The sequence below is a fragment of the Sphingomonas sp. genome (genome assembly GCF_042091075.1).
Lineage (GTDB): Bacteria > Pseudomonadota > Alphaproteobacteria > Sphingomonadales > Sphingomonadaceae > Sphingomonas.
Genome location: NZ_JBELIE010000030.1, coordinates 1 through 17463, shown reverse-complemented (window position 1 = coordinate 17463; position 17463 = coordinate 1). Strand labels below are relative to the sequence as shown.

Here is a 17463-nt window from a genome sequence, read left to right as displayed (position 1 = left end):
CGCGCGTGGCGATCATGGTCGAGGGTGAAACGCCGCAGCAGCAGGATCGCCAGCACCGCCCCAGCCAGCGGCACGCCAAGCCCAAGCGCCACGATCCCGGCGCGAACCGCATCGCTCTGATCCCCGCCAGGCACATAGCCAAGTGTGTTCAGTACCGACCCGATCATGACCGTCGACGCGGCTCCGCTCGTCTTCACCACCATCAAATAGAAGGCGAACAGGCCCGTCTCGAAACGCCGCCCGTGCCGCCATTCGATCACGTCGACCGCATCCGCCAGCAAGCCCCAGGGCAACATGAACACGCTCGCGAAGCCGACGCCGATCAGCGCCGTTGCCGCCACCTGCCCCGCGAGCCAGGGCATGCCGGCCAGGAAGAGTGCGAGCCCCAGCGCGCCCGTCGCATGCCCCGCCGCGAGCAGCCGCGCCTTGCCGTAGCGATGGCCCAGCGCGGTCCAGGCAAGCACGCCGACGAATTGCCCGGCGGTCAACACCGTCAACATTGTCGTCACGGTGCCCGGCCGCTCGATCACATAGGTGCCAAGGTAGAGCAACAATCGGCCGAAACAGGGCATCGCGAACCCTGTGATCAACGCCAGTGCCGCCATGCCGAGCACCATCGGGTCGCGCAATGGCATGCGTATCCGATCGCCCCGCAGCCCCCCCGCGACCATCAGGCGACTGCTGGCGCCGGATGCCCATACGCACAATAACATCGCCACCGCGAAGGCGAGCCCCACTCCGGCGCCCGTCATCGCGAGCGCCCCCATATCGCCCGTCCGGCCAGCCGATTGGACCACCGGCGTGAGCACCATCGCGATCACCAGACCGCTGGCGGTGCTGAAGAATAGTCGATATCCCGAGACGCGACCCCGCGCGCGGCTGTCGCGGCTGACCTGCGCCATGAGCGCGTTATGCGGTACATCGACGATCGCATAGGCACTGCGGAAGATCAGGATCGCCGCCGCCAGCCACCCCGCATGTCGTGCCCCTAGGGCAGGCATCGCGTAGATCATCGCGAATGCCGCCGCGCACGGCACTGCCGCCATGGCGATCGTCCAGCGATACCCGCGCCCGGTCGCGCGGCAGAACAGAACGATCCGGGCCGCGATCAGATCGAATACGAGATCCCCGAGCGCCGCGAACAGCAGCAGTCCCGCCGCCATCGATCCGCTCAGCCCCAGCACATCGGTCAGCAGGAACAGGATCGTCAGATCCGCCCCGCTGAAGACGAGCGCCTTGCCGAAATTTCCCGACGCATAGGCGAACATACGCATCTCCGCGGCAAGGGCGGTCGGTCGGTGCTGGATCGACGTCATGTGATGCGACACGCCTTGCTGCGGTGAGGCGGATCGCAATAGCGCCTGTAGCTGATATTCTCGCGACAAATCGCCGGCCCCGCCCCGGTCCCGTCGATAACGGCGGAGGTGGTCGATCGCGCCGGCAGGGGAATGCCTGATACGCCCGTGATGCCGCATCTCCTCCCGCTCGCCGCGATGCTGGCGGAGTGGTGGTGATCAGCCTGGCAATGCGCCTCCGACCCGCCGCCGCAACGATTTCCCTTCGTGCGCGAAACCTTCTAAAGGCACGCGCATGTATTCCCTGCTTTTCGTCATGGTGGGCGGCGCGATCGGGTCCGGCGCGCGTTTCCTCACCGGCCAGGCCACGCTTGCCGCCTTCGGCCCCGGTTGGCCTTCGGGCACGCTGACCGTCAATCTCCTGGGCAGCCTGCTGATGGGCGTGCTCGCGGGTGTGCTGGCGCGTTTCGGCGGCGGCGGGGAGACCTGGCGGCTGTTGCTCGGCACCGGCATGCTGGGCGGATTCACCACCTTCTCCGCGTTCGCGCTCGACACCCTCAACCTCGTCGAGCGTGGCACCAGCGGGACGGCGCTGGCCTATGTCCTGATCAGCGTCGGCGGCGGTTTTATCGCGCTGTTCGCCGGCCTGTCGCTGGTGCGGGTGCTCACGTGAGCGGGAACGACAATGTGCGCCAGTTCACGGTCGGCCAGGACGATGACGGCATCCGGGTCGACCGCTGGTTCAAGCGGCATCTGGAGGGCACCAGCTTCACCACCGTCGCCAAATGGGCGCGCACCGGGCAATTGCGCGTCGATGGCGCGCGGGTCGGCCCCGGCGACCGTGTTCAGGCCGGCCAGGTCCTGCGCGTTCCCCCGGCGGAACCTGTCCGGGCCGACACGCGCCCGCAGCGCCAACGCGCGCCACTGACCGAGGACGAAGCCGCCTTCGCGCGCGAGATGGTGATCCACAAGGACGCGCAGGCGCTGGTGCTCAACAAGCCGCCGGGCCTCGCGACGCAGGGCGGAACGAAGACCACCGCGCATGTCGACGGCCTGCTCGATGCGTTGCATTATGAGGCGGAGGGCCGGCCGAAGCTGGTCCACCGGCTCGACAAGGATACGTCGGGCGCGCTGCTGGTTGCGCGCACCTCCCGGGCGGCGGCATTCTTCGCCAAGACCTTTTCGGGACGGTCCGCAAAGAAGATCTATTGGGCGCTGGTGGTGGGTGTGCCGTCGATCGACGACGGCACGATCGACCTGCCCATCGCGAAGCAGCCCGGCACCGGCGGCGAGAAAATGCACGTCGACGAGGCCGAGGGCAGCCCCGCGCGCAGCCGCTATCGCGTGATCGAGCGCGCGGGCAATCGCGCGGCATGGGTGGAGTTGCAACCGTTCACGGGGCGCACGCACCAGTTGCGCGTCCATATGGCGGCGATCGGGCATCCGATCGTCGGCGACGGCAAATACGGCGGCCCGGCGGCGTTCCTAACCGGCGGGATCAGCCGGAAGATGCACCTGCACGCGCGCCGCATCCGCGTCGACCACCCCGACGGCGGCGAGATCGACGTCACCGCCGAGTTGCCGACGCACTTCGCCGAAAGCCTTGCCGGGCTGGGCTTCGATCCGATGGCGGGCAACATGATGCCGATCGACGACTTCACCCCGCCCACCCGCGAAGAGAAGAAAGCGAAAGCGCGCGCCCATGCCAAGACGGTCCGCAAGGCGCGTCGCGGCGAGCGGCGTTCACGCGGCGACGGCGGGCGGTAGGATCGTCCGGGGGCGCCGGGGCGAGTCGTCGCGTCGGACTCCGGCTACGATCGCGGCCGCGATCGTGGGATCGTGGCTAGATCGCCTCGCCGGTTGCGATGCTCCAGCCGGCATAGATTGCCAGCACCGCCGCCAGCGCCGCCGTCATCCCGAACAGAACATAGCCGACATAGCTGAGCATCGCCGGGTTCGGGCGATCGAGCTTCTGATTGCGCGACGCACCGGACAGCACGAAGCTCAGCAACATTCCGTAGGTGACAGCAACCGCCTCGATCATTCCCGCTCTCGCTCGTTCGAATCCTGAGGCGCCACCCCCCAGCGGTGCCCCGTGCGCCTTAACCTTATTCGGTATCGCCTACCCAGAGGTTAAGCCTCGGCTGGTCGTACATGCTGGCCAGCTTATCGACCCGCTCACGTAACGATGGCGTCCGCGCCGCCGGCGGGGCGTTACGGCACGGTTTTTTCTGCCGCCGCCCGCATCCCTCCCGGTGTTCGAGGCCCGCGAAACGCCGTAGGATGCTGCGATGCCGTCTGCCCCCTCCCCCACCACGCCCTCCGATGACTGATCCAGCGCTGCCGCGCTGGGGCGCGATCATGGCGGTGCGATTCGCCGGCACGTTCGGTGCCGTGCTGGGCGTCGTCCTGCTGGGACGTGCGGACAGCTGGGGGCCGAAGGCCCTTGGCGTCGCGATCGTCGCCGCGGCTCTGTGGTTCCTCGCGATCGTGCCCAAGGCGCTCGCCCATCGCTGGCGGAGCGGCGCATGAAACGCTTCTGGAAGGAGGTGGCGGTCGATAGCGATCGGGTCGTGCGGCTCGACGATCGCCCCGTTCGCACCCCCGGGCGCACACCGCTGGCACTTCCCACTGACGCGCTGGCCGCCGCGGTAGCAGACGAATGGCGCGACGTTGCCGACATGCTCGATCCGCGTCGCATGCCGCTGACCGGGCTGGCGAATGCGGCGATCGACCGGGTCGCACCGGATCGCGCTCGCTTCGCCGCCGGACTGTCCCAATATGCCGAAAGCGATCTGCTCTGCTATCGCGCCGATACGCCGCGCGAGCTGGTCGAACGGCAGGCGGCGGCCTGGGACCCGCTACTCGACTGGGCGCAGACGCGCTACGATGTGCATTTCGAACGGGTCACCGGCATCATGCACCGCGCGCAGCCCGATGCCACGCTGGGGCGGCTGAGCGAGGCGATCGCGAGTCGCGACGCCTTCACGCTGGCGGCGCTGTCTCCGATCGTTTCGATCACTGGCACGCTGATCGGCGCGCTCGCGTTGCTGGAGGGCGCGGTGGACGCGGGCACCTTATGGGCGGCGGCGGTGCTCGACGAGGACTGGCAGGCCGAGCGATGGGGCGAGGACGATATCGCCACCCAGGCCCGCACCGCGCGCCGCCGCGATTACGACGCCGGTGTGCGGTTTCTGGGGTTGTTGTAGGACGTCGCGATCGCCCCGCCGGTCACGCCCCGGCGGTGCGCAATTTGCGGATGAAGCCGATCAATCCGGTCTGCCGCGACCGTTTCAGCCGCTCCGCCGCCAGGATCGTCTTGACCTTGGCATAGCAGGCCTCGACGTCATCGTTGACGAGCACGTAATCATAGCCGTCCCAATGGCTGATCTCGGCATCGGCGCGGTTCATGCGGCGATCGATGATCTCCTGCGCGTCGGTGGCGCGGCCTTCGAGCCGACGACGCAATTCCTCCATCGACGGCGGCAGGATGAAGACGCGCACCACGTCTCCGCCCGCGATCTGATGCAGTTGCTGCGCGCCCTGCCAATCGATGTCGAACAGCACGTCCTTGCCCGCCGCCAGCATCGCGTCGACCGGCGCGCGGGGCGTGCCGTAGCGCTGATCGAAGACATGCGCCCATTCAAGGAATTCGCGATTTTCCACCATCTGGCGAAATGTCTCCAGCGAGACGAAGTGATAGTCGCGACCGTCCTGTTCGCCGGGTCGCATGCCGCGCGTGGTGGCGGACACCGACAGCGACAATTCCGGTTCACTGGCCAACAGCATGCGCGCGATCGTCGACTTGCCCGCGCCCGATGGCGACGACAGCACGAACAGCACGCCCCGGCGCTTCATGTTGTGGGGATCGGCGGAAAGGGCGGAATCCATGGCGGCTGATGGCCCGCCCCCACCCGTCCCGTCAAGCGCGCAGCCGCGCGGCGTGCCAGTCGAGATGATCGCCCATGAAGGTGCTGATGAAATGATAGCTGTGATCGTAGCCCGGCTGCATCCGCAGCGTCAGCTCGATCCCGGCGTCGCGACACGCCCGCGCCAGCAGTTCGGGACGCAATTGCTCGGTCAGGAACGAATCGGCATCTCCCTGATCGACCAGCAATTCCTTCACACGCGCGCCATCCTCGATCAGAGCGACGGCGTCGTGACGGCGCTGCGCGGCGCGATCCGGCCCGAGATAGCGGGTCAGCGCATCGCCCCATGGCACCTGCGTCGGCGCTACGATCGGCGCGAAGGCGGAGACGGCGCGGAAGCGTTGCGGAAAGGTAAGCCCGATCGTCAACGCGCCGTGCCCGCCCATCGAATGCCCCATGATCGACTGGCGATCCATGTCGGCGGGAAACGCCGCCGCGATCAGCGCTGGCAGATCCTGCGTCACATAGGACCACATGCGGTAATGCGTCGCCCAGGGCGATTTGCTCGCATCGACGTAGAAGCCCGCGCCCTTGCCGAAATCCCAGCGATCCTCATCGGGCACCTCGTCGCCGCGCGGGCTGGTATCGGGCGCGACGAGGATCAGCCCGTGCCGCGCGCAATGTGCGCGATACTCGCCCTTGTCGGTGACATTGGCGTGCGTGCAGGTCAGCCCGGAGAGATACCACACCACCGGCAGGCGCGCGCCCGGCGCATGATCGGGGACGAACACCGAAAAGGTCATGTCGGTGGAGGTCGCCGCCGACGCATGACGATACACGCCCTGCACCCCGCCATGCGCGCGTGCGGTGGAGACGGTATCCATCGGTGCTCCCCCCATTTCCGATCGCCCCATTTCCGATCGCCCCATGTCTGATCGTCGCTGGCCGTTCGCCGCGGCCCGCTTCTGCGGCGACGTCGCTGCCGAAGCGGGTTCGGGCCCCAAGGGGCCGCGTTCCGCTGCCTTAGGCCGCCTGCGGCATCCGGTGCATCGCGCACAGCTTGTTGCCGTCAGGATCACGGAGATAGGCGAGGTAAAGGCTCATCCCGTTGCTGCTGCGGACGCCCGGCGCATCCTCGATCGCGGTGCCGCCCGCTTCCACCCCGGCCTTGTGCCAGGCATCCGCCTGCTCCGGCCCGGTCGCCGCGAAACCAACCGTCGCGCCATTCGCATGGGTCGCCGGCTGGCCGTCGATCGGCTTGGTGACGAGGAAGACGCCGCCGTTGTGCATGTAGATCAGACGCCCTTTTTCGTCCTGGATCCCCGGCTTGCCACCCAGCGCGCCGAACAGCGCGTCGTAAAAGGTCTTCGACCGCGCCAGGTCGTTCGAGCCCACCATCATATGCGAGTACATCAGGTCTCTCCTCTCCGCTGGTTGACTCAATAGACCACGACGCTGCGGATGCTTTCCCCCGCATGCATCAGGTCGAAACCCTTGTTGATTTCTTCGAGGGACAGCCGGTGCGTGATCATCGGGTCGATCTGGATCAGCCCGTCCATATACCAGTCGACGATCTTCGGCACATCGCTGCGCCCGCGCGCGCCACCGAACGCGGTGCCTTTCCAGACGCGCCCGGTGACGAGCTGGAACGGTCGCGTCGCGATCTCCTTGCCCGCCTCGGCAACGCCGATGACGATCGATTCGCCCCAGCCACGATGCGCTGATTCAAGCGCCTGCCGCATCACGACGGTGTTGCCGGTGCAATCGAATGTATAGTCACCCCCGCCATCGGTCAGCGCGATCAAATGCGCCACGATGTCGCCGACATCCCGGGGATTGACGAAATCGGTCATGCCGAACCGGCGCCCCCATGCCTCACGGTCGGGGTTGAGGTCGACGCCGATGATGCGATGCGCGCCCGCCAGCTTCGCGCCCTGGATGACGTTCAGGCCGATCCCGCCCAGCCCGAAAACGATCACCGTCGCACCCGGCTCCACCTTCGCGGTATTGACCACCGCGCCGACCCCGGTGGTGACGCCGCAGCCGATGTAGCAACTGGTATCGAATGGCGCGTCGGGGCGAATCTTCGCCACCGCGATTTCCGGCAGGACGGTGAAGTTCGCGAAGGTCGAGCAACCCATGTAATGGTAGATCGGCTGCCCCTTGTAGCTGAAGCGCGTCGTACCGTCGGGCATCAGCCCCTTGCCCTGCGTCGCCCGGATCGCGGTGCACAGGTTGGTCTTCTGGCTGAGGCACGATTTACACTGGCGGCATTCGGGGGTGTAGAGCGGGATGACATGGTCACCCGGCGCCACGCTGGTGACGCCCGTGCCGACCTCGCGCACCACGCCGCAGCCTTCATGGCCGAGCACGCTGGGAAAAATCCCCTCCGAATCGAGCCCGTCGAGCGTGTAGGCGTCGGTGTGGCAGATGCCCGTCGCCATAATCTCGACCAGCACCTCGCCCGCCCGCGGCCCTTCCAGATCCAGCTCGACGATCTCCAGCGGCTTCTTCGCCTCGAACGCGACGGCGGCGCGAGTCTTCATGGAATGGCCTTTCTCGGTGACGCACCCGGTCCTTATGCGGCGCCGTCCCCCGCTTCAAGATCGGGTTCGCGCAGGGCGGGCGAAGCCCGGGGAGAAACATGGGGTTGCGCCTTCCCCCCGACACGATCCGCATCCTGTGCGCCCATCTATACGGGTGCACGCCCTGCGCGATCCATCTGGACACGCCCCCCCACGCACCCGCTACACAAGGTGATGACCGACACCTCGCCCCGTCCGCTCGACGGCCTCCGCGTCCTCGAACTCGCCCGCATCCTCGCCGGGCCATGGGCGGGGCAATTGCTGGCCGATCTCGGCGCCGATGTGATCAAGGTGGAACGCCCCGGTGACGGCGACGACACGCGCCATTGGGGGCCGCCATTCGTGCACGCCGCCGACGGCACGAACCTGTCGGCGGCCTATTATCACGCCTGCAATCGCGGCAAACGCTCGATCGCGGTCGACATCGCCACGCCCGAGGGTCAGGCGCGGGTACGCGAACTGGCCGCCGGGGCGGATGTCGTCATCGAGAATTACAAGGTGGGCGGGCTGGTCAAATACGGGCTGGATGCCGCCAGCCTGCGCGCGCTGAACCCGCGGCTGATCGTCTGTTCGATCACCGGCTTCGGCCAGACCGGCCCCTATGCCCATCGCGCCGGCTATGATTTCATCGTTCAGGGCATGGGCGGCATCATGTCGATCACCGGCGAGCCCGACGGCCCCCCGCAGAAAGGCGGTGTCGCCTTCGCGGATCTGTTCACCGGGGTCTATTCCACCGTCGCGATCCTCGCGGCGCTGCACGCGCGGCACCGCAGCGGGCACGGGACGCACATCGACATGGCGCTGCTCGACACGCAGGTCGGCGTTCTCGGCAATCAGGCGCTCAACTGGATGGCGAGCGGCGTGGTGCCGCAGCGAATGGGCAACGGCCACGCCAATCTGTCGCCGTATCAAAGCTTTCCGACCGCCGATGGCGACCTGATCATCGCGGTCGGCAATGATCGTCAATTCGGCAAATTGTGCGAAACCCTGAACGTGCCCGGGATGGCGGCGGACGAGCGGTTCGCCACCAATCCCGCGCGCGTCACGAACCGGGGCGCGCTGCTGCCGCTGATCACCGCCCGGACGGTGCTATGGCGTAGCGCCGACCTGCTCGCCGCGCTGGAAGACGCGGGCGTGCCGGTCGGCCCTGTTCATCGGATAGATCAGGTTTTCGCCGATCCGCAGGTCGTCGCACGCGGCATGCGGCTGACGGTCGACGACCTACCGGGCCTGGCGGCGCCGATCATGTATGACGGCGTCAGGGTCTGCGCCGAACATGCCAGCCCGCGACTGGGCGAGCATGACGGCGCCGATTGGGCATAGCCGGGCGCCAGATCACCCCCTACGACAGCAAAAGCGACGTCACCGGCAAGGATCAGGCGCGCCCGGCTCCGCGGTCCGCCTTGCGCCGGTCATAGGCCTTCTTCGCGACATAGGCGCCGCCCAGCATCATGCCCAGCGGCCCCATACGCGTCACCGCGCGGGTCAGCAGCGCGCCCGTCACGGCGCCCTTGACGCCGGCATTCTGCCGTTGCCCCAGTTCGCGCCCGACCAGCGCGCCAATAATCGTCCGGATCATGCCTTCACCTTTTCGGAAATCGTATCGCCCAGAATTGCCACGCCCTTCAGCACGCCCCAGCCGACCGCGTAGGTGACGACCAGCGGCAGCGTGAACTTCAGGACATTGGCGGTGATGGCGCCATATAGCGCGCCATCCGCCGCGCTGTCGTCGCCGGACATGGCATCGATCGCGCCGCCAATCAGCGCGCCGACAGTGGTCGCACCCATAAGGAAATCCCTTTTCGTTACGTGGGCGTTCAATGCCGCGGGGGCGTGTCAGTTCCCCAGCATCGCATCCGGTCGCACGACCCGGTCGAACGTATCCGCATCGACCAGCCCCAGCGCCATCCCCGCCTCGCGCAGCGTCAGCCCTTCGTGATGAGCGTGTTTGGCGATCTTGGCGGCGTTGTCGTAGCCGATCTCGGGCGCCAGCGCCGTCACCAGCATCAGCGAACGGTCCAGCAGTTCCGCGATGCGCGCCTCGTTCGCGACAAGGCCCTCGACGCAGCGTTCGGCGAAGCTCTCGCAGCCCGTCGCCAGCAGGTCGATCGACCGCAATACCGCCGCGCCGATCATCGGTTTGAAGACATTCAGCTCCAGATGCCCCTGCGCACCGCCGACCGTGATCGCGACGTGATTGCCCATCACCTGTGCGGCGACCATCGTCAGCATCTCGCATTGCGTCGGATTGACCTTGCCCGGCATGATCGAGCTGCCCGGTTCGTTCGCTGGCAGATCGAGTTCGCCCAGCCCGCAGCGCGGCCCCGAACCCAGCAACCGGATATCATTGGCGATCTTGGTCAGCGCGACCGCCAGCGTGTTAAGCGTGCCCGACAAATGCACCAGCGGATCGTTGCTCGCCAACGCTTCGAAGAAATTTTCCGCCGGGCTGAACGCGATGCCGGTGATCGCGCGCACCTCGACGCAGAAATCACGCGCGAAACCCTTGGGTGCGTTAAGCCCGGTGCCCACCGCCGTCCCACCCTGCGCCAACCGATCGGTGCCGTGTTCCACCGCCGGTTCGATACGGCGCAGGCAGCGGTACAATTGGTGGGCATAGCCGGAGAATTCGTCGCCCAGCGTCAGCGGCGTGGCGTCCTGCAGATGAGTCCGCCCGATCTTGGCGATCCCGCTCCACGCGCGTGCCTTGTCATCGAGCGCGGTGTGCAGCCGCTCGACCGCCGGGATCAGGCGCTGGCGGACCGCGATCGAGCAGGCGATGTGCAGCGCGGTGGGAAAGCTGTCGTTGCTTGATTGGCCACGATTGACGTCGTCATTGGGATGTACCGGCGCCTTGCCGCCGCGCTGCCCGGTCAGGATCTCGTTGGCGCGGCCTGCGATCACCTCGTTGACGTTCATGTTCGATTGCGTGCCGCTGCCGGTTTGCCAGATCACCAACGGGAACTGGTCGTCGAGCATGCCGGCGACGATCTCCTGCGCCGCCGCCTCGATCGCCTCCGCCTTGTCCCCCTCAAGCCCATGCCGACGGTTGACCCGCGCCGCCGCCTGTTTGACAATCGCGAGCGCGTGGACGATCTCGATCGGCATGCGCTCCCGCGCGCCGAACGGAAAATTTTCCAGACTGCGCTCGGTTTGCGCACCCCAATAGGCGCTGGCGGGCACTTCGATCGCGCCGATCGAGTCGGTTTCGGTACGGGTTTCGTCGCTCATGTGACGCGAACGTGCGGCGCGCGCGGGCGTTGCGTCAATGCCGTTGCCGCTCGTCGCGCGCACCTGCCTTATGCGTCGATCCGCTTCGCCAGAAAGAAGCGTGACGCCCCCGGCGGGTAATCATCGATCTGCCCGAAAGCGCGATAGCCCAGCTTCTCGTAAAAGCCGCGCGCCTGAAAGCTGTAGGTATCGAGCCACACGCCGATGCAGCCGAGCCGCCTGGCCTCCTGTTCCGCCGCCAGCATCAGCGCCCGGCCCTGGCCCTTGCCGCGCGCATCGGGCGGCAGCGCCAGATACTGGACGAACATCCAGCGATATCCCGTCGTGCCCCACAGGCCGCCGATGATCGCGCCGGCATCGTCACGCACCACCAGCGCCACCTCATGGCGTTCGGTCGGGCCCGCGGCCGCATCATTATGGGCGCGCAGCGGCGCGAGGATCGCCTCGCGAACGGCGGCGTCGGGATGGAGGATGGTATCGATCAGCATGACCGCGCGGAGATAGCTGCGGCAATCCCCGCCGTCATCGTCGGTTACTTCTTCCGCTTGAAATCCACTGCGACAACGTTCGAGCCATCCTCGACCGTGGCGGCCGGCAGGCCGTCATTCTCGGCCGGATCGTGCCCGCCGGGGCCATCGCCCGGTCCTTCCTGCGCCTGGAAGCGCAGTTCGAAATTGACCGCCGGATCGTGGAAGCCAGTGATCGCGGAATAGGGGATCACCAATTTCGACGGGACCTGATTGAAACTCAGCCCGACCGAGAAGCGCCGGTCGTCGACCGTCAAGTCCCAGAAGCGGTTCTGCAGGACGATCGTCATCTCGTCCGGAAAGCGCTCGATCAGCCGCGCCGGGATGTCGACCCCGGGCGCCTGCGTCTTGAAAGTGATGTAGAAATGGTGCTCGCCCGGCAGCCCACCCGATTCGGCGACGGTGCCCAGCACGCGGCCCACCACCGCGCGCAGCGCTTCCTGCACGATTTCGTCATAGGGGATCAGGCTGTCTGGCAGCATGTCGTTCATCCCCCTTGGGTAGCGCGATGGGCCGCGTGGTCAAGGTTGCTTGCACGCACCGCTTCGTTATGGGAGCCCCATCATGCGCACCGCCACGCTCCGCCGCGACACCAGCGAGACGAAGATCGCCGTCACCGTCAACCTCGACGGCACCGGCCAGTATCGGATCCACACCGGGGTCGGCTTCTTCGATCACATGCTGGAGCAGCTGTCGCGCCACTCGCTGATCGACATGGACGTGGCATGCGATGGCGATCTGCATATCGATCAGCATCATACCGTCGAGGATACCGCGCTGGCGCTGGGCAGCGCGATCGCGCAGGCACTGGCCGACAAGCGCGGCATCCGCCGCTATGGCGACGCGCTGTCGCCGATGGACGAGACGCTGACGCGCGTCGCGCTCGATATCTCGGGCCGCCCGTGGCTGGTGTGGAAGACCGCATTCACCCAGACCCGGCTCGGCGAAATGGATACCGAGCTGTTCCAGCATTTCTTCCACAGCTTCGCACAGACCGCGGGCATCACGCTGCACATCGAGACGCTGTACGGCGACAACAATCATCACATCGCCGAAAGCGCATTCAAGGGCGTCGCTCGCGCGCTGCGCCAGGCGGTGGAGATCGACCCGCGCAAGGCGGATGCGATCCCGTCCACTAAGGGAACATTGTGAGCGCATATCGCGCCAGCGGCGCGCTGTGCCTGATCCTGATCGATTATGTTCGCCCCCTGCCCGAGGTCGATGAGCAGATGGCAGCGCATGTCGCGTGGCTGGACGCGGGTTTTGACCAGGACGCGTTTCTGGTCGCCGGGCGGCGCGAACCGCGCACCGGCGGCGTGATCGTGGCACGCGGCACCCGCGCGGCGGTGGAGCGGGTGGCGGCGACCGATCCGTTCGTCACCAGCGGGGTGGCCACTGCGACGGTGGTGCCCTTCAACGCCAGCTTCGCCGCCGGCGCGATTCGGGAATGGCTGCAATGACGCTTGCCCTGATCGACTATCAGGCGGGCAATCTCCATTCCGTCGCCAATGCCTTGCGCGCGGCGGGATGTGACGACCTGGCCGTCACCGCCGACCCCGACCTGGTCTTGCGTGCCGACCGGATCGTGCTGCCCGGTGTCGGGGCATTCGGCGCCTGCGCCGCCGCGCTGCGCGCGATTCCCGGCATGATCGAGGCGATGCGCACCCGCGTGCTCGATCGGGGCGCACCGTTTCTGGGCATTTGCGTCGGCATGCAGTTGCTTGCTGATACCGGCGAGGAAATGGGCACGCACGCCGGCCTCGGCTGGATCGCGGGCCAGGTCCGTCGCATCGACCCCGCCGGCAGCGATGCGAAGGTGCCGCACATGGGCTGGAACGATGTCGTCCCGCTCGCCGATCATCCGCTGATCGTGCCGGGCGAGGCCTATTTCCTGCACAGCTACGCCTTTTATGGCGACGACGTGATCGCCACCACGGACCATGCCGGCCCCGTCACCGCCGCCGTCGCGCGCGACACGATCGTCGGCGTGCAGTTTCACCCCGAGAAAAGCCAGCGCTACGGACTGGCATTGTTGGAAAGATTCCTGGCATGGCAACCGTGAACGCGCCGCTGATCGTCTTTCCGGCGATCGACCTGAAACAGGGGCAGGTGGTGCGTCTGGCGGAAGGCGATATGAACCGCGCGACCGTCTATGGCGACGATCCCGCGCATCAGGCGATGCTGTTCGCCCAGGCCGGCGCGGCGCATCTGCACGTCGTCGACCTCGACGGCGCCTTTGCGGGCGAAAGCGTCAACGGCGATGCGGTGCGTTCGATCGTCACCGCCTTTCCGGGCCATGTTCAGCTCGGCGGCGGGATCCGCACCCCCGCCAGCGTGGAGGCGTGGTTCGACCTTGGCGTCGCGCGGGTCGTGATCGGCACGGCGGCGCTGGAAAACCCGCAATTCGTCCGCGACATGGCCACCGCCTTCCCCGGCGGGATCGTGGTGGCGGTCGATGCGCGCGACGGCATGGTCGCCACCAAGGGCTGGGCCGACGTATCGACCACCAGCGCGGTCGATCTGGCGCGTCGCTTCGAGGATGCGGGGGTCGCCGCATTGCTGTTTACCGACGTCGGCCGCGATGGCCTGCTGAAGGGGTGCAATGTCGAGGCGACGGTCGATCTGGCACGTTCGGTCGACATCCCGGTGATCGCCAGCGGCGGCGTGGCCGGAATCGCGGACATCCATGTGCTGGCGCTGCACGCCCGCGACGGGATCGAGGGCGTCATCACCGGCCGCGCCCTCTATGATGGCCGGCTGGATCTGGCGGCGGCGCTCAGCGTCGCGGCGGCAGCCTAGCCGCGCACCGAATCGATCAGCGCGGCCAGCGCCGGGTCGCGCGGCGAAAAAATATCGAGAAGATCGAGCGCGCGCAGCGCCGGCACGGCATCGCGCATCTCCTGCGCCAGCCGCTCGCGCTCCGCCTCGGGCGTCGCGGGATCGCGCCAGCGCCGCGCATTGCGGAGGAAGGCGGCGATCGTGCCCTTGCGGATATCGACCCCGCCGATCACCGCACGATCCTGATCGTCGGGAAGGACATCCTCGGGCCGGGTGACGACAGGGGCTGGGTCGTTGGCGCTCATCGATCTTGTCCTTGTGACTCCATCGAACGCAGATGCCGCGACGATGGGGGCGGGAGAAGCCGCCGGCTACCCATATCGGTGCAATGAAACCCGCGCCAGCGGTCGCGCGGGCAACAGCGCAGCGGCAACGGCGCTTGCCCCCCTCCGTATCAGCGGGCAAAGGCGGCGCATGACCGTCCGCGCCCGTGTGATCCCCTGTCTCGATGTTGCCAACGGTCGCGTCGTGAAGGGGGTGAATTTCGTCGACCTGATCGATGCCGGTGACCCGGTCGAACAGGCGCGCGCCTATGACGCGGCGGGCGCGGACGAGCTGTGCTTCCTCGACATCACCGCCAGCCACGAGGCGCGCGGCACGATCCTCGACGTGGTACGCCGCACCGCCGCGGTCTGTTTCATGCCGCTCACCGTCGGCGGCGGGGTGCGCAGCGCGGACGATGCCCGCGCGCTGTTGCTGGCGGGCGCGGACAAGGTCGCGGTGAATTCGGCGGCGGTGGCCCGGCCGGAGCTGGTGTCCGACATCGCCGAGCGGTTCGGCAGCCAGTGCTGCGTCGCCAGCGTCGATGCGCGGCGCAGCGCGACCGGATGGGAAGTCTTCACTCATGGGGGGCGGCGAGGCACCGGGATCGACGCCGTCGCCCACGCGCTGCGCCTCGCCGAACTGGGCGCGGGCGAGATCCTGCTGACATCGATGGATCGTGACGGCACCCGCGACGGCTATGACCTCGATCTCGTTCGCGCGGTGGCGGACCGTACCGGCGTTCCGGTGGTCGCCTCGGGCGGGGTGGGATCGCTCGACCACCTCGTCGCCGGGGTGACGCGGGGGCATGCCTCCGCCGTGCTGGCGGCATCGATCTTTCATTTCGGGGAAGCGACGATCGCGCAGGCGCACCAGGCGCTCGCCGCCGCCGGCGTCCCGGTGCGCGCGCATTGATCCGCGCCGCGCTGGCGTGGGCGGTGCCGGGGGCGATGCTGACCGCGCTGAGCGCATGCGGCGGGCGCTATGCCCCGGTCAGCGATACGCCGATCCGGCTTGGCCAGGCCTATAGCGTACGGGGCACCACCTATGTGCCGGCCGCCGACCCGACCTATGACATGCTGGGTTATGCGAGCTGGTACGGCAGCGAATCGGGCAAGCGGACCGCCAATGGCGAGCGCTTCCGCGCCAGGGCGATCACCGGGGCGCATACGACGCTGCCATTGCCCAGCTATGTCGAGGTGACGTCGCTGACGACCGGGCGGACGATCCTGTTGCGCGTCAACGATCGCGGACCATTCGCCCGGGGCCGGATCATCGACCTGTCGCGGGGTGCGGCGACGCTGCTGGGCATAGCCGCGCAGGGCCAGGCGGCGGTACGGGTGCGCGTCGTCGAGCCCCCGGAGCGCGACCGTGAGCGGCTGCGCGCGGGAAAACCGGCGGCGGCGCGCCCCGACGCCTCCCCGGCCACGATCGCGAACCTGCGCGCGCAGCTCGATGCCGGTCGGCGCGCGCTGGGGCTGAGGGATTGAAGGCAGCCGCGCTCAAGCTGAAGGGCGGGATCTCCGGGTTTAAGGACGGCGTCGCGCGCCAACCGCCGATCAGCCTGAAACTCGCCGAAAGCCATGCAATACCACCCCGCCCGCTAACCCCCTGCTAACCATTGCCGCTTTATCTGTCGCGCGGTGCGCACGCTGTTCCTCTTTCTCCTGCTGATCGGCCCCGCCTTCGCCGATACCGGGCATGACGGCATCGTCCATCCGCGCACCGCGCCCGAATGGTCGGACGTCGCGCTGTTCGTTTTTGCGGCGGTGGCGATCTGGTGGACGCGGCGGGCGTTGCGACGGCGCACGCCGAAGGATTGACCGAACCGGCGCAAGCGGGCACCCGCAGCGCCATGGCCGACGACATCCTGGACCGCCTCGCCGACACCATCGCCGCGCGCAAGGGCGCCGATGCCGGCAGTTCCTATACCGCTTCGCTGTTCGCCCGTGGGCGCGCTCGCATCGCGCAGAAGATCGGCGAGGAAGCCACCGAAACGGTGATCGCGGCGATGGGCGGTGATGACGCCGCGATCGTGCCCGAAGCCGCCGATCTGCTGTATCATCTTTTCGTGCTGCTCGCCGACGCCGGCCTGTCCCTCGATCACGTCCGCGCCGAACTGGCGCGGCGCGAGGGCACCAGCGGCCATGACGAAAAGGCCGCGCGTGGCGGCGGCACCGCGCAGGGCCTGCCCCTTTCTTTCCGCCCCGAATGAGGTGATCCGATGAGCGTCGATGCCACCCAGCCCTATGATGACGGCAACATCTTCGCCAGGCTGCTGCGCGGCGAAATCCCGTCGCGGCGCGTGTACGAGGACGAGCATGTCGTCGTCTTCCACGACATCGCACCCTGGGCGCCGACGCATTGGCTGGCGGTGCCGCGTGGCGGCTACGTCAGCTGGGACGATTTTTCCGCCAACGCCAGCGATGCCGAACTGGCCGCCTTCACCCGGGCGATCGGCAAGGTTACCCGTGAGGCGGGTCTGGTCGAGACCGGCTATCGCCTGATCGTCAATATCGGGCGCGACAGCCATCAGGAGGTGCCGCACCTGCATGTGCATATCATGGCGGGCCGCCCGCTCGGCCCGATGCTGGTGCAGAACGACGGCCCAAAGTAAAATCTGATACCGTCATCGCTTCGCAACACTATTGCGCGCCCGCGAACCGGCGCTAGGCTCCCGCGATCACATTTGCCAGGGGCATAGCTTTCCATGATATTCGGGCGCGTCAAACCGCTGGAGGCGATCCTCGCCACGGCAGAACAGAAATCGCTTCATCGCACCCTGGGCTGGTTCCAGCTGACGCTGTTCGGCATCGGCTGCGTGATCGGCACCGGCATCTTCGTGCTCACCGCCGCC

The 17463-nt window shown here is 67.5% G+C and carries 25 protein-coding genes and 1 pseudogene; 14 read left to right on the top strand and 12 right to left on the bottom strand.

The features are described from left to right. Positions 1 to 29 precede the first annotated feature (29 nt). A pseudogene (locus ACFDSW_RS04820) lies at positions 30 to 1268 on the bottom strand (MFS transporter); the annotation flags it as partial. A gap of 322 nt (positions 1269 to 1590) precedes the next feature. Between ACFDSW_RS04820 and crcB the strand changes: the two are divergent. Both crcB and ACFDSW_RS04810 read left to right on the top strand, forming a co-directional pair. After that, complete coding sequence (crcB, locus tag ACFDSW_RS04815) at positions 1591 to 1968, top strand: fluoride efflux transporter CrcB (protein ID WP_375249142.1); 378 nt, start codon at positions 1591 to 1593, stop codon at positions 1966 to 1968. Further along, positions 1965 to 3062, top strand: coding sequence for an RluA family pseudouridine synthase (locus ACFDSW_RS04810; RefSeq protein ID WP_375249141.1), 1098 nt, complete (start codon positions 1965 to 1967; stop codon positions 3060 to 3062). Before crcB ends, ACFDSW_RS04810 begins: the two co-directional genes overlap by 4 nt. Before the next feature lie 76 nt (positions 3063 to 3138). Here ACFDSW_RS04810 and ACFDSW_RS04805 read toward each other — a convergent pair whose 3' ends face one another. After that, a complete protein-coding gene (locus tag ACFDSW_RS04805; RefSeq protein WP_375249140.1) occupies positions 3139 to 3339 on the bottom strand; it encodes a hypothetical protein in 201 nt (66 codons plus the stop codon). Between the two features lie 281 nt (positions 3340 to 3620). Between ACFDSW_RS04805 and ACFDSW_RS04800 the strand changes: the two genes are divergently transcribed. Further along, positions 3621 to 3827: a hypothetical protein gene (locus ACFDSW_RS04800; protein WP_375249139.1), complete on the top strand. Its 207-nt coding sequence runs from the start codon at positions 3621 to 3623 to the stop codon at positions 3825 to 3827. Continuing rightward, positions 3824 to 4504 carry an ATP12 family chaperone protein gene (locus ACFDSW_RS04795; RefSeq protein ID WP_375249138.1) on the top strand — a complete coding sequence of 227 codons (681 nt, stop codon included), beginning with the start codon at positions 3824 to 3826 and terminating at the stop codon, positions 4502 to 4504. The genes ACFDSW_RS04800 and ACFDSW_RS04795 overlap by 4 nt, the downstream gene beginning before the upstream one ends. A gap of 22 nt (positions 4505 to 4526) precedes the next feature. On the opposite strand, the gene gmk is transcribed toward ACFDSW_RS04795, so the two are convergent. The 4 genes from gmk to ACFDSW_RS04775 all read right to left on the bottom strand — a co-directional run bounded on the left by gmk (position 4527) and on the right by ACFDSW_RS04775 (position 7710). Next, a complete protein-coding gene (gene gmk, locus ACFDSW_RS04790; RefSeq protein WP_375249137.1) occupies positions 4527 to 5186 on the bottom strand; it encodes a guanylate kinase in 660 nt (219 codons plus the stop codon). A 31-nt stretch (positions 5187 to 5217) separates the two neighbouring features. Further along, on the bottom strand, positions 5218 to 6048 hold the full coding sequence (fghA, locus tag ACFDSW_RS04785; RefSeq protein WP_375249136.1) for an S-formylglutathione hydrolase: 831 nt from the start codon (positions 6046 to 6048) through the stop codon (positions 5218 to 5220). A gap of 139 nt (positions 6049 to 6187) precedes the next feature. Then, positions 6188 to 6577: a VOC family protein gene (locus tag ACFDSW_RS04780; RefSeq protein WP_375249135.1), complete on the bottom strand. Its 390-nt coding sequence runs from the start codon at positions 6575 to 6577 to the stop codon at positions 6188 to 6190. A gap of 26 nt (positions 6578 to 6603) precedes the next feature. Further along, positions 6604 to 7710, bottom strand: a complete 1107-nt coding sequence (locus tag ACFDSW_RS04775; protein WP_375249134.1) for an S-(hydroxymethyl)glutathione dehydrogenase/class III alcohol dehydrogenase — start codon at positions 7708 to 7710, stop codon at positions 6604 to 6606. A gap of 213 nt (positions 7711 to 7923) precedes the next feature. Here ACFDSW_RS04775 and ACFDSW_RS04770 point away from each other — a divergent pair, with 213 nt between their 5' ends. Next, positions 7924 to 9072: a CaiB/BaiF CoA transferase family protein gene (locus ACFDSW_RS04770; protein ID WP_375249133.1), complete on the top strand. Its 1149-nt coding sequence runs from the start codon at positions 7924 to 7926 to the stop codon at positions 9070 to 9072. Positions 9073 to 9124: 52 nt separating this feature from the next. Here ACFDSW_RS04770 and ACFDSW_RS04765 read toward each other — a convergent pair whose 3' ends face one another. From ACFDSW_RS04765 to ACFDSW_RS04745, 5 genes are all read right to left on the bottom strand, one after another. Beyond that, positions 9125 to 9328, bottom strand: a complete 204-nt coding sequence (locus tag ACFDSW_RS04765; RefSeq protein WP_375249132.1) for a hypothetical protein — start codon at positions 9326 to 9328, stop codon at positions 9125 to 9127. Continuing rightward, positions 9325 to 9537 carry a hypothetical protein gene (locus tag ACFDSW_RS04760; RefSeq protein WP_375249131.1) on the bottom strand — a complete coding sequence of 71 codons (213 nt, stop codon included), beginning with the start codon at positions 9535 to 9537 and terminating at the stop codon, positions 9325 to 9327. The genes ACFDSW_RS04765 and ACFDSW_RS04760 overlap by 4 nt, the downstream gene beginning before the upstream one ends. A gap of 48 nt (positions 9538 to 9585) precedes the next feature. Beyond that, positions 9586 to 10980 (bottom strand): class II fumarate hydratase, encoded by a 1395-nt coding sequence (gene fumC, locus ACFDSW_RS04755; RefSeq protein WP_375249130.1) that lies wholly within the window; start codon positions 10978 to 10980, stop codon positions 9586 to 9588. 68 nt (positions 10981 to 11048) lie between these two features. Next, entirely contained in the window at positions 11049 to 11468 is a 420-nt protein-coding gene (locus ACFDSW_RS04750; RefSeq protein WP_375249129.1) for a GNAT family N-acetyltransferase, read from the bottom strand. A gap of 44 nt (positions 11469 to 11512) precedes the next feature. After that, positions 11513 to 11998 (bottom strand): SspB family protein, encoded by a 486-nt coding sequence (locus ACFDSW_RS04745; RefSeq protein ID WP_375249128.1) that lies wholly within the window; start codon positions 11996 to 11998, stop codon positions 11513 to 11515. A 73-nt stretch (positions 11999 to 12071) separates the two neighbouring features. On the opposite strand from ACFDSW_RS04745, the gene hisB reads away from it, so the two are divergent. Genes hisB through hisA form a run of 4 tightly spaced genes read left to right on the top strand, consistent with a single transcriptional unit; the run spans position 12072 to position 14306 of the window. Then, positions 12072 to 12659 (top strand): imidazoleglycerol-phosphate dehydratase HisB, encoded by a 588-nt coding sequence (gene hisB, locus ACFDSW_RS04740; RefSeq protein ID WP_375249127.1) that lies wholly within the window; start codon positions 12072 to 12074, stop codon positions 12657 to 12659. Then, positions 12656 to 12967, top strand: a complete 312-nt coding sequence (locus ACFDSW_RS04735) for a YciI family protein (RefSeq protein WP_375249126.1) — start codon at positions 12656 to 12658, stop codon at positions 12965 to 12967. Before hisB ends, ACFDSW_RS04735 begins: the two co-directional genes overlap by 4 nt. Continuing rightward, positions 12964 to 13569 carry an imidazole glycerol phosphate synthase subunit HisH gene (gene hisH, locus ACFDSW_RS04730; RefSeq protein WP_375249125.1) on the top strand — a complete coding sequence of 202 codons (606 nt, stop codon included), beginning with the start codon at positions 12964 to 12966 and terminating at the stop codon, positions 13567 to 13569. The genes ACFDSW_RS04735 and hisH overlap by 4 nt, the downstream gene beginning before the upstream one ends. After that, positions 13557 to 14306, top strand: a complete 750-nt coding sequence (gene hisA, locus ACFDSW_RS04725) for a 1-(5-phosphoribosyl)-5-[(5-phosphoribosylamino)methylideneamino]imidazole-4-carboxamide isomerase (RefSeq protein WP_375249124.1) — start codon at positions 13557 to 13559, stop codon at positions 14304 to 14306. Before hisH ends, hisA begins: the two co-directional genes overlap by 13 nt. On the opposite strand, the gene ACFDSW_RS04720 is transcribed toward hisA, so the two are convergent. Next, entirely contained in the window at positions 14303 to 14590 is a 288-nt protein-coding gene (locus tag ACFDSW_RS04720; RefSeq protein ID WP_375249123.1) for a hypothetical protein, read from the bottom strand. The genes hisA and ACFDSW_RS04720 overlap by 4 nt on opposite strands. Before the next feature lie 169 nt (positions 14591 to 14759). Here ACFDSW_RS04720 and hisF point away from each other — a divergent pair, with 169 nt between their 5' ends. The 5 genes from hisF (at position 14760) to ACFDSW_RS04695 (ending at position 17223) form a co-directional block, all read left to right on the top strand. Next, complete coding sequence (gene hisF, locus ACFDSW_RS04715; protein WP_375249122.1) at positions 14760 to 15521, top strand: imidazole glycerol phosphate synthase subunit HisF; 762 nt, start codon at positions 14760 to 14762, stop codon at positions 15519 to 15521. A 35-nt stretch (positions 15522 to 15556) separates the two neighbouring features. Next, positions 15557 to 16096, top strand: a complete 540-nt coding sequence (locus ACFDSW_RS04710) for a septal ring lytic transglycosylase RlpA family protein (protein ID WP_375249151.1) — start codon at positions 15557 to 15559, stop codon at positions 16094 to 16096. A 153-nt stretch (positions 16097 to 16249) separates the two neighbouring features. Beyond that, entirely contained in the window at positions 16250 to 16429 is a 180-nt protein-coding gene (locus ACFDSW_RS04705) for a hypothetical protein (protein WP_375249121.1), read from the top strand. A gap of 32 nt (positions 16430 to 16461) precedes the next feature. Next, positions 16462 to 16821 (top strand): phosphoribosyl-ATP diphosphatase, encoded by a 360-nt coding sequence (locus tag ACFDSW_RS04700; RefSeq protein WP_375249120.1) that lies wholly within the window; start codon positions 16462 to 16464, stop codon positions 16819 to 16821. A gap of 9 nt (positions 16822 to 16830) precedes the next feature. Next, positions 16831 to 17223: an HIT domain-containing protein gene (locus ACFDSW_RS04695; RefSeq protein WP_375249119.1), complete on the top strand. Its 393-nt coding sequence runs from the start codon at positions 16831 to 16833 to the stop codon at positions 17221 to 17223. Positions 17224 to 17463 lie beyond the last annotated feature (240 nt).

Excerpts from the sequence above, each read along its gene's own strand:
- ACFDSW_RS04700 (WP_375249120.1), top strand. The coding sequence starts at position 16,462 with ATGGCCGACGACATCCTGGACCGCCTCGCCGACACCATCGCCGCGCGC.
- ACFDSW_RS04745 (WP_375249128.1), bottom strand. The coding sequence starts at position 11,998 with ATGAACGACATGCTGCCAGACAGCCTGATCCCCTATGACGAAATCGTG.
- ACFDSW_RS04695 (WP_375249119.1), top strand. The coding sequence starts at position 16,831 with ATGAGCGTCGATGCCACCCAGCCCTATGATGACGGCAACATCTTCGCC.
- fumC (WP_375249130.1), bottom strand. The coding sequence starts at position 10,980 with ATGAGCGACGAAACCCGTACCGAAACCGACTCGATCGGCGCGATCGAA.
- ACFDSW_RS04800 (WP_375249139.1), top strand. The coding sequence starts at position 3,621 with ATGACTGATCCAGCGCTGCCGCGCTGGGGCGCGATCATGGCGGTGCGA.
- crcB (WP_375249142.1), top strand. The coding sequence starts at position 1,591 with ATGTATTCCCTGCTTTTCGTCATGGTGGGCGGCGCGATCGGGTCCGGC.
- ACFDSW_RS04770 (WP_375249133.1), top strand. The coding sequence starts at position 7,924 with ATGACCGACACCTCGCCCCGTCCGCTCGACGGCCTCCGCGTCCTCGAA.
- hisF (WP_375249122.1), top strand. The coding sequence starts at position 14,760 with ATGACCGTCCGCGCCCGTGTGATCCCCTGTCTCGATGTTGCCAACGGT.
- ACFDSW_RS04720 (WP_375249123.1), bottom strand. The coding sequence starts at position 14,590 with ATGAGCGCCAACGACCCAGCCCCTGTCGTCACCCGGCCCGAGGATGTC.
- hisH (WP_375249125.1), top strand. The coding sequence starts at position 12,964 with ATGACGCTTGCCCTGATCGACTATCAGGCGGGCAATCTCCATTCCGTC.
- ACFDSW_RS04710 (WP_375249151.1), top strand. The coding sequence starts at position 15,557 with ATGCTGACCGCGCTGAGCGCATGCGGCGGGCGCTATGCCCCGGTCAGC.
- ACFDSW_RS04775 (WP_375249134.1), bottom strand. The coding sequence starts at position 7,710 with ATGAAGACTCGCGCCGCCGTCGCGTTCGAGGCGAAGAAGCCGCTGGAG.
- ACFDSW_RS04780 (WP_375249135.1), bottom strand. The coding sequence starts at position 6,577 with ATGTACTCGCATATGATGGTGGGCTCGAACGACCTGGCGCGGTCGAAG.
- hisB (WP_375249127.1), top strand. The coding sequence starts at position 12,072 with ATGCGCACCGCCACGCTCCGCCGCGACACCAGCGAGACGAAGATCGCC.
- hisA (WP_375249124.1), top strand. The coding sequence starts at position 13,557 with ATGGCAACCGTGAACGCGCCGCTGATCGTCTTTCCGGCGATCGACCTG.
- ACFDSW_RS04760 (WP_375249131.1), bottom strand. The coding sequence starts at position 9,537 with ATGGGTGCGACCACTGTCGGCGCGCTGATTGGCGGCGCGATCGATGCC.
- ACFDSW_RS04805 (WP_375249140.1), bottom strand. The coding sequence starts at position 3,339 with ATGATCGAGGCGGTTGCTGTCACCTACGGAATGTTGCTGAGCTTCGTG.
- ACFDSW_RS04765 (WP_375249132.1), bottom strand. The coding sequence starts at position 9,328 with ATGATCCGGACGATTATTGGCGCGCTGGTCGGGCGCGAACTGGGGCAA.
- gmk (WP_375249137.1), bottom strand. The coding sequence starts at position 5,186 with ATGGATTCCGCCCTTTCCGCCGATCCCCACAACATGAAGCGCCGGGGC.
- ACFDSW_RS04750 (WP_375249129.1), bottom strand. The coding sequence starts at position 11,468 with ATGCTGATCGATACCATCCTCCATCCCGACGCCGCCGTTCGCGAGGCG.
- fghA (WP_375249136.1), bottom strand. The coding sequence starts at position 6,048 with ATGGATACCGTCTCCACCGCACGCGCGCATGGCGGGGTGCAGGGCGTG.
- ACFDSW_RS04795 (WP_375249138.1), top strand. The coding sequence starts at position 3,824 with ATGAAACGCTTCTGGAAGGAGGTGGCGGTCGATAGCGATCGGGTCGTG.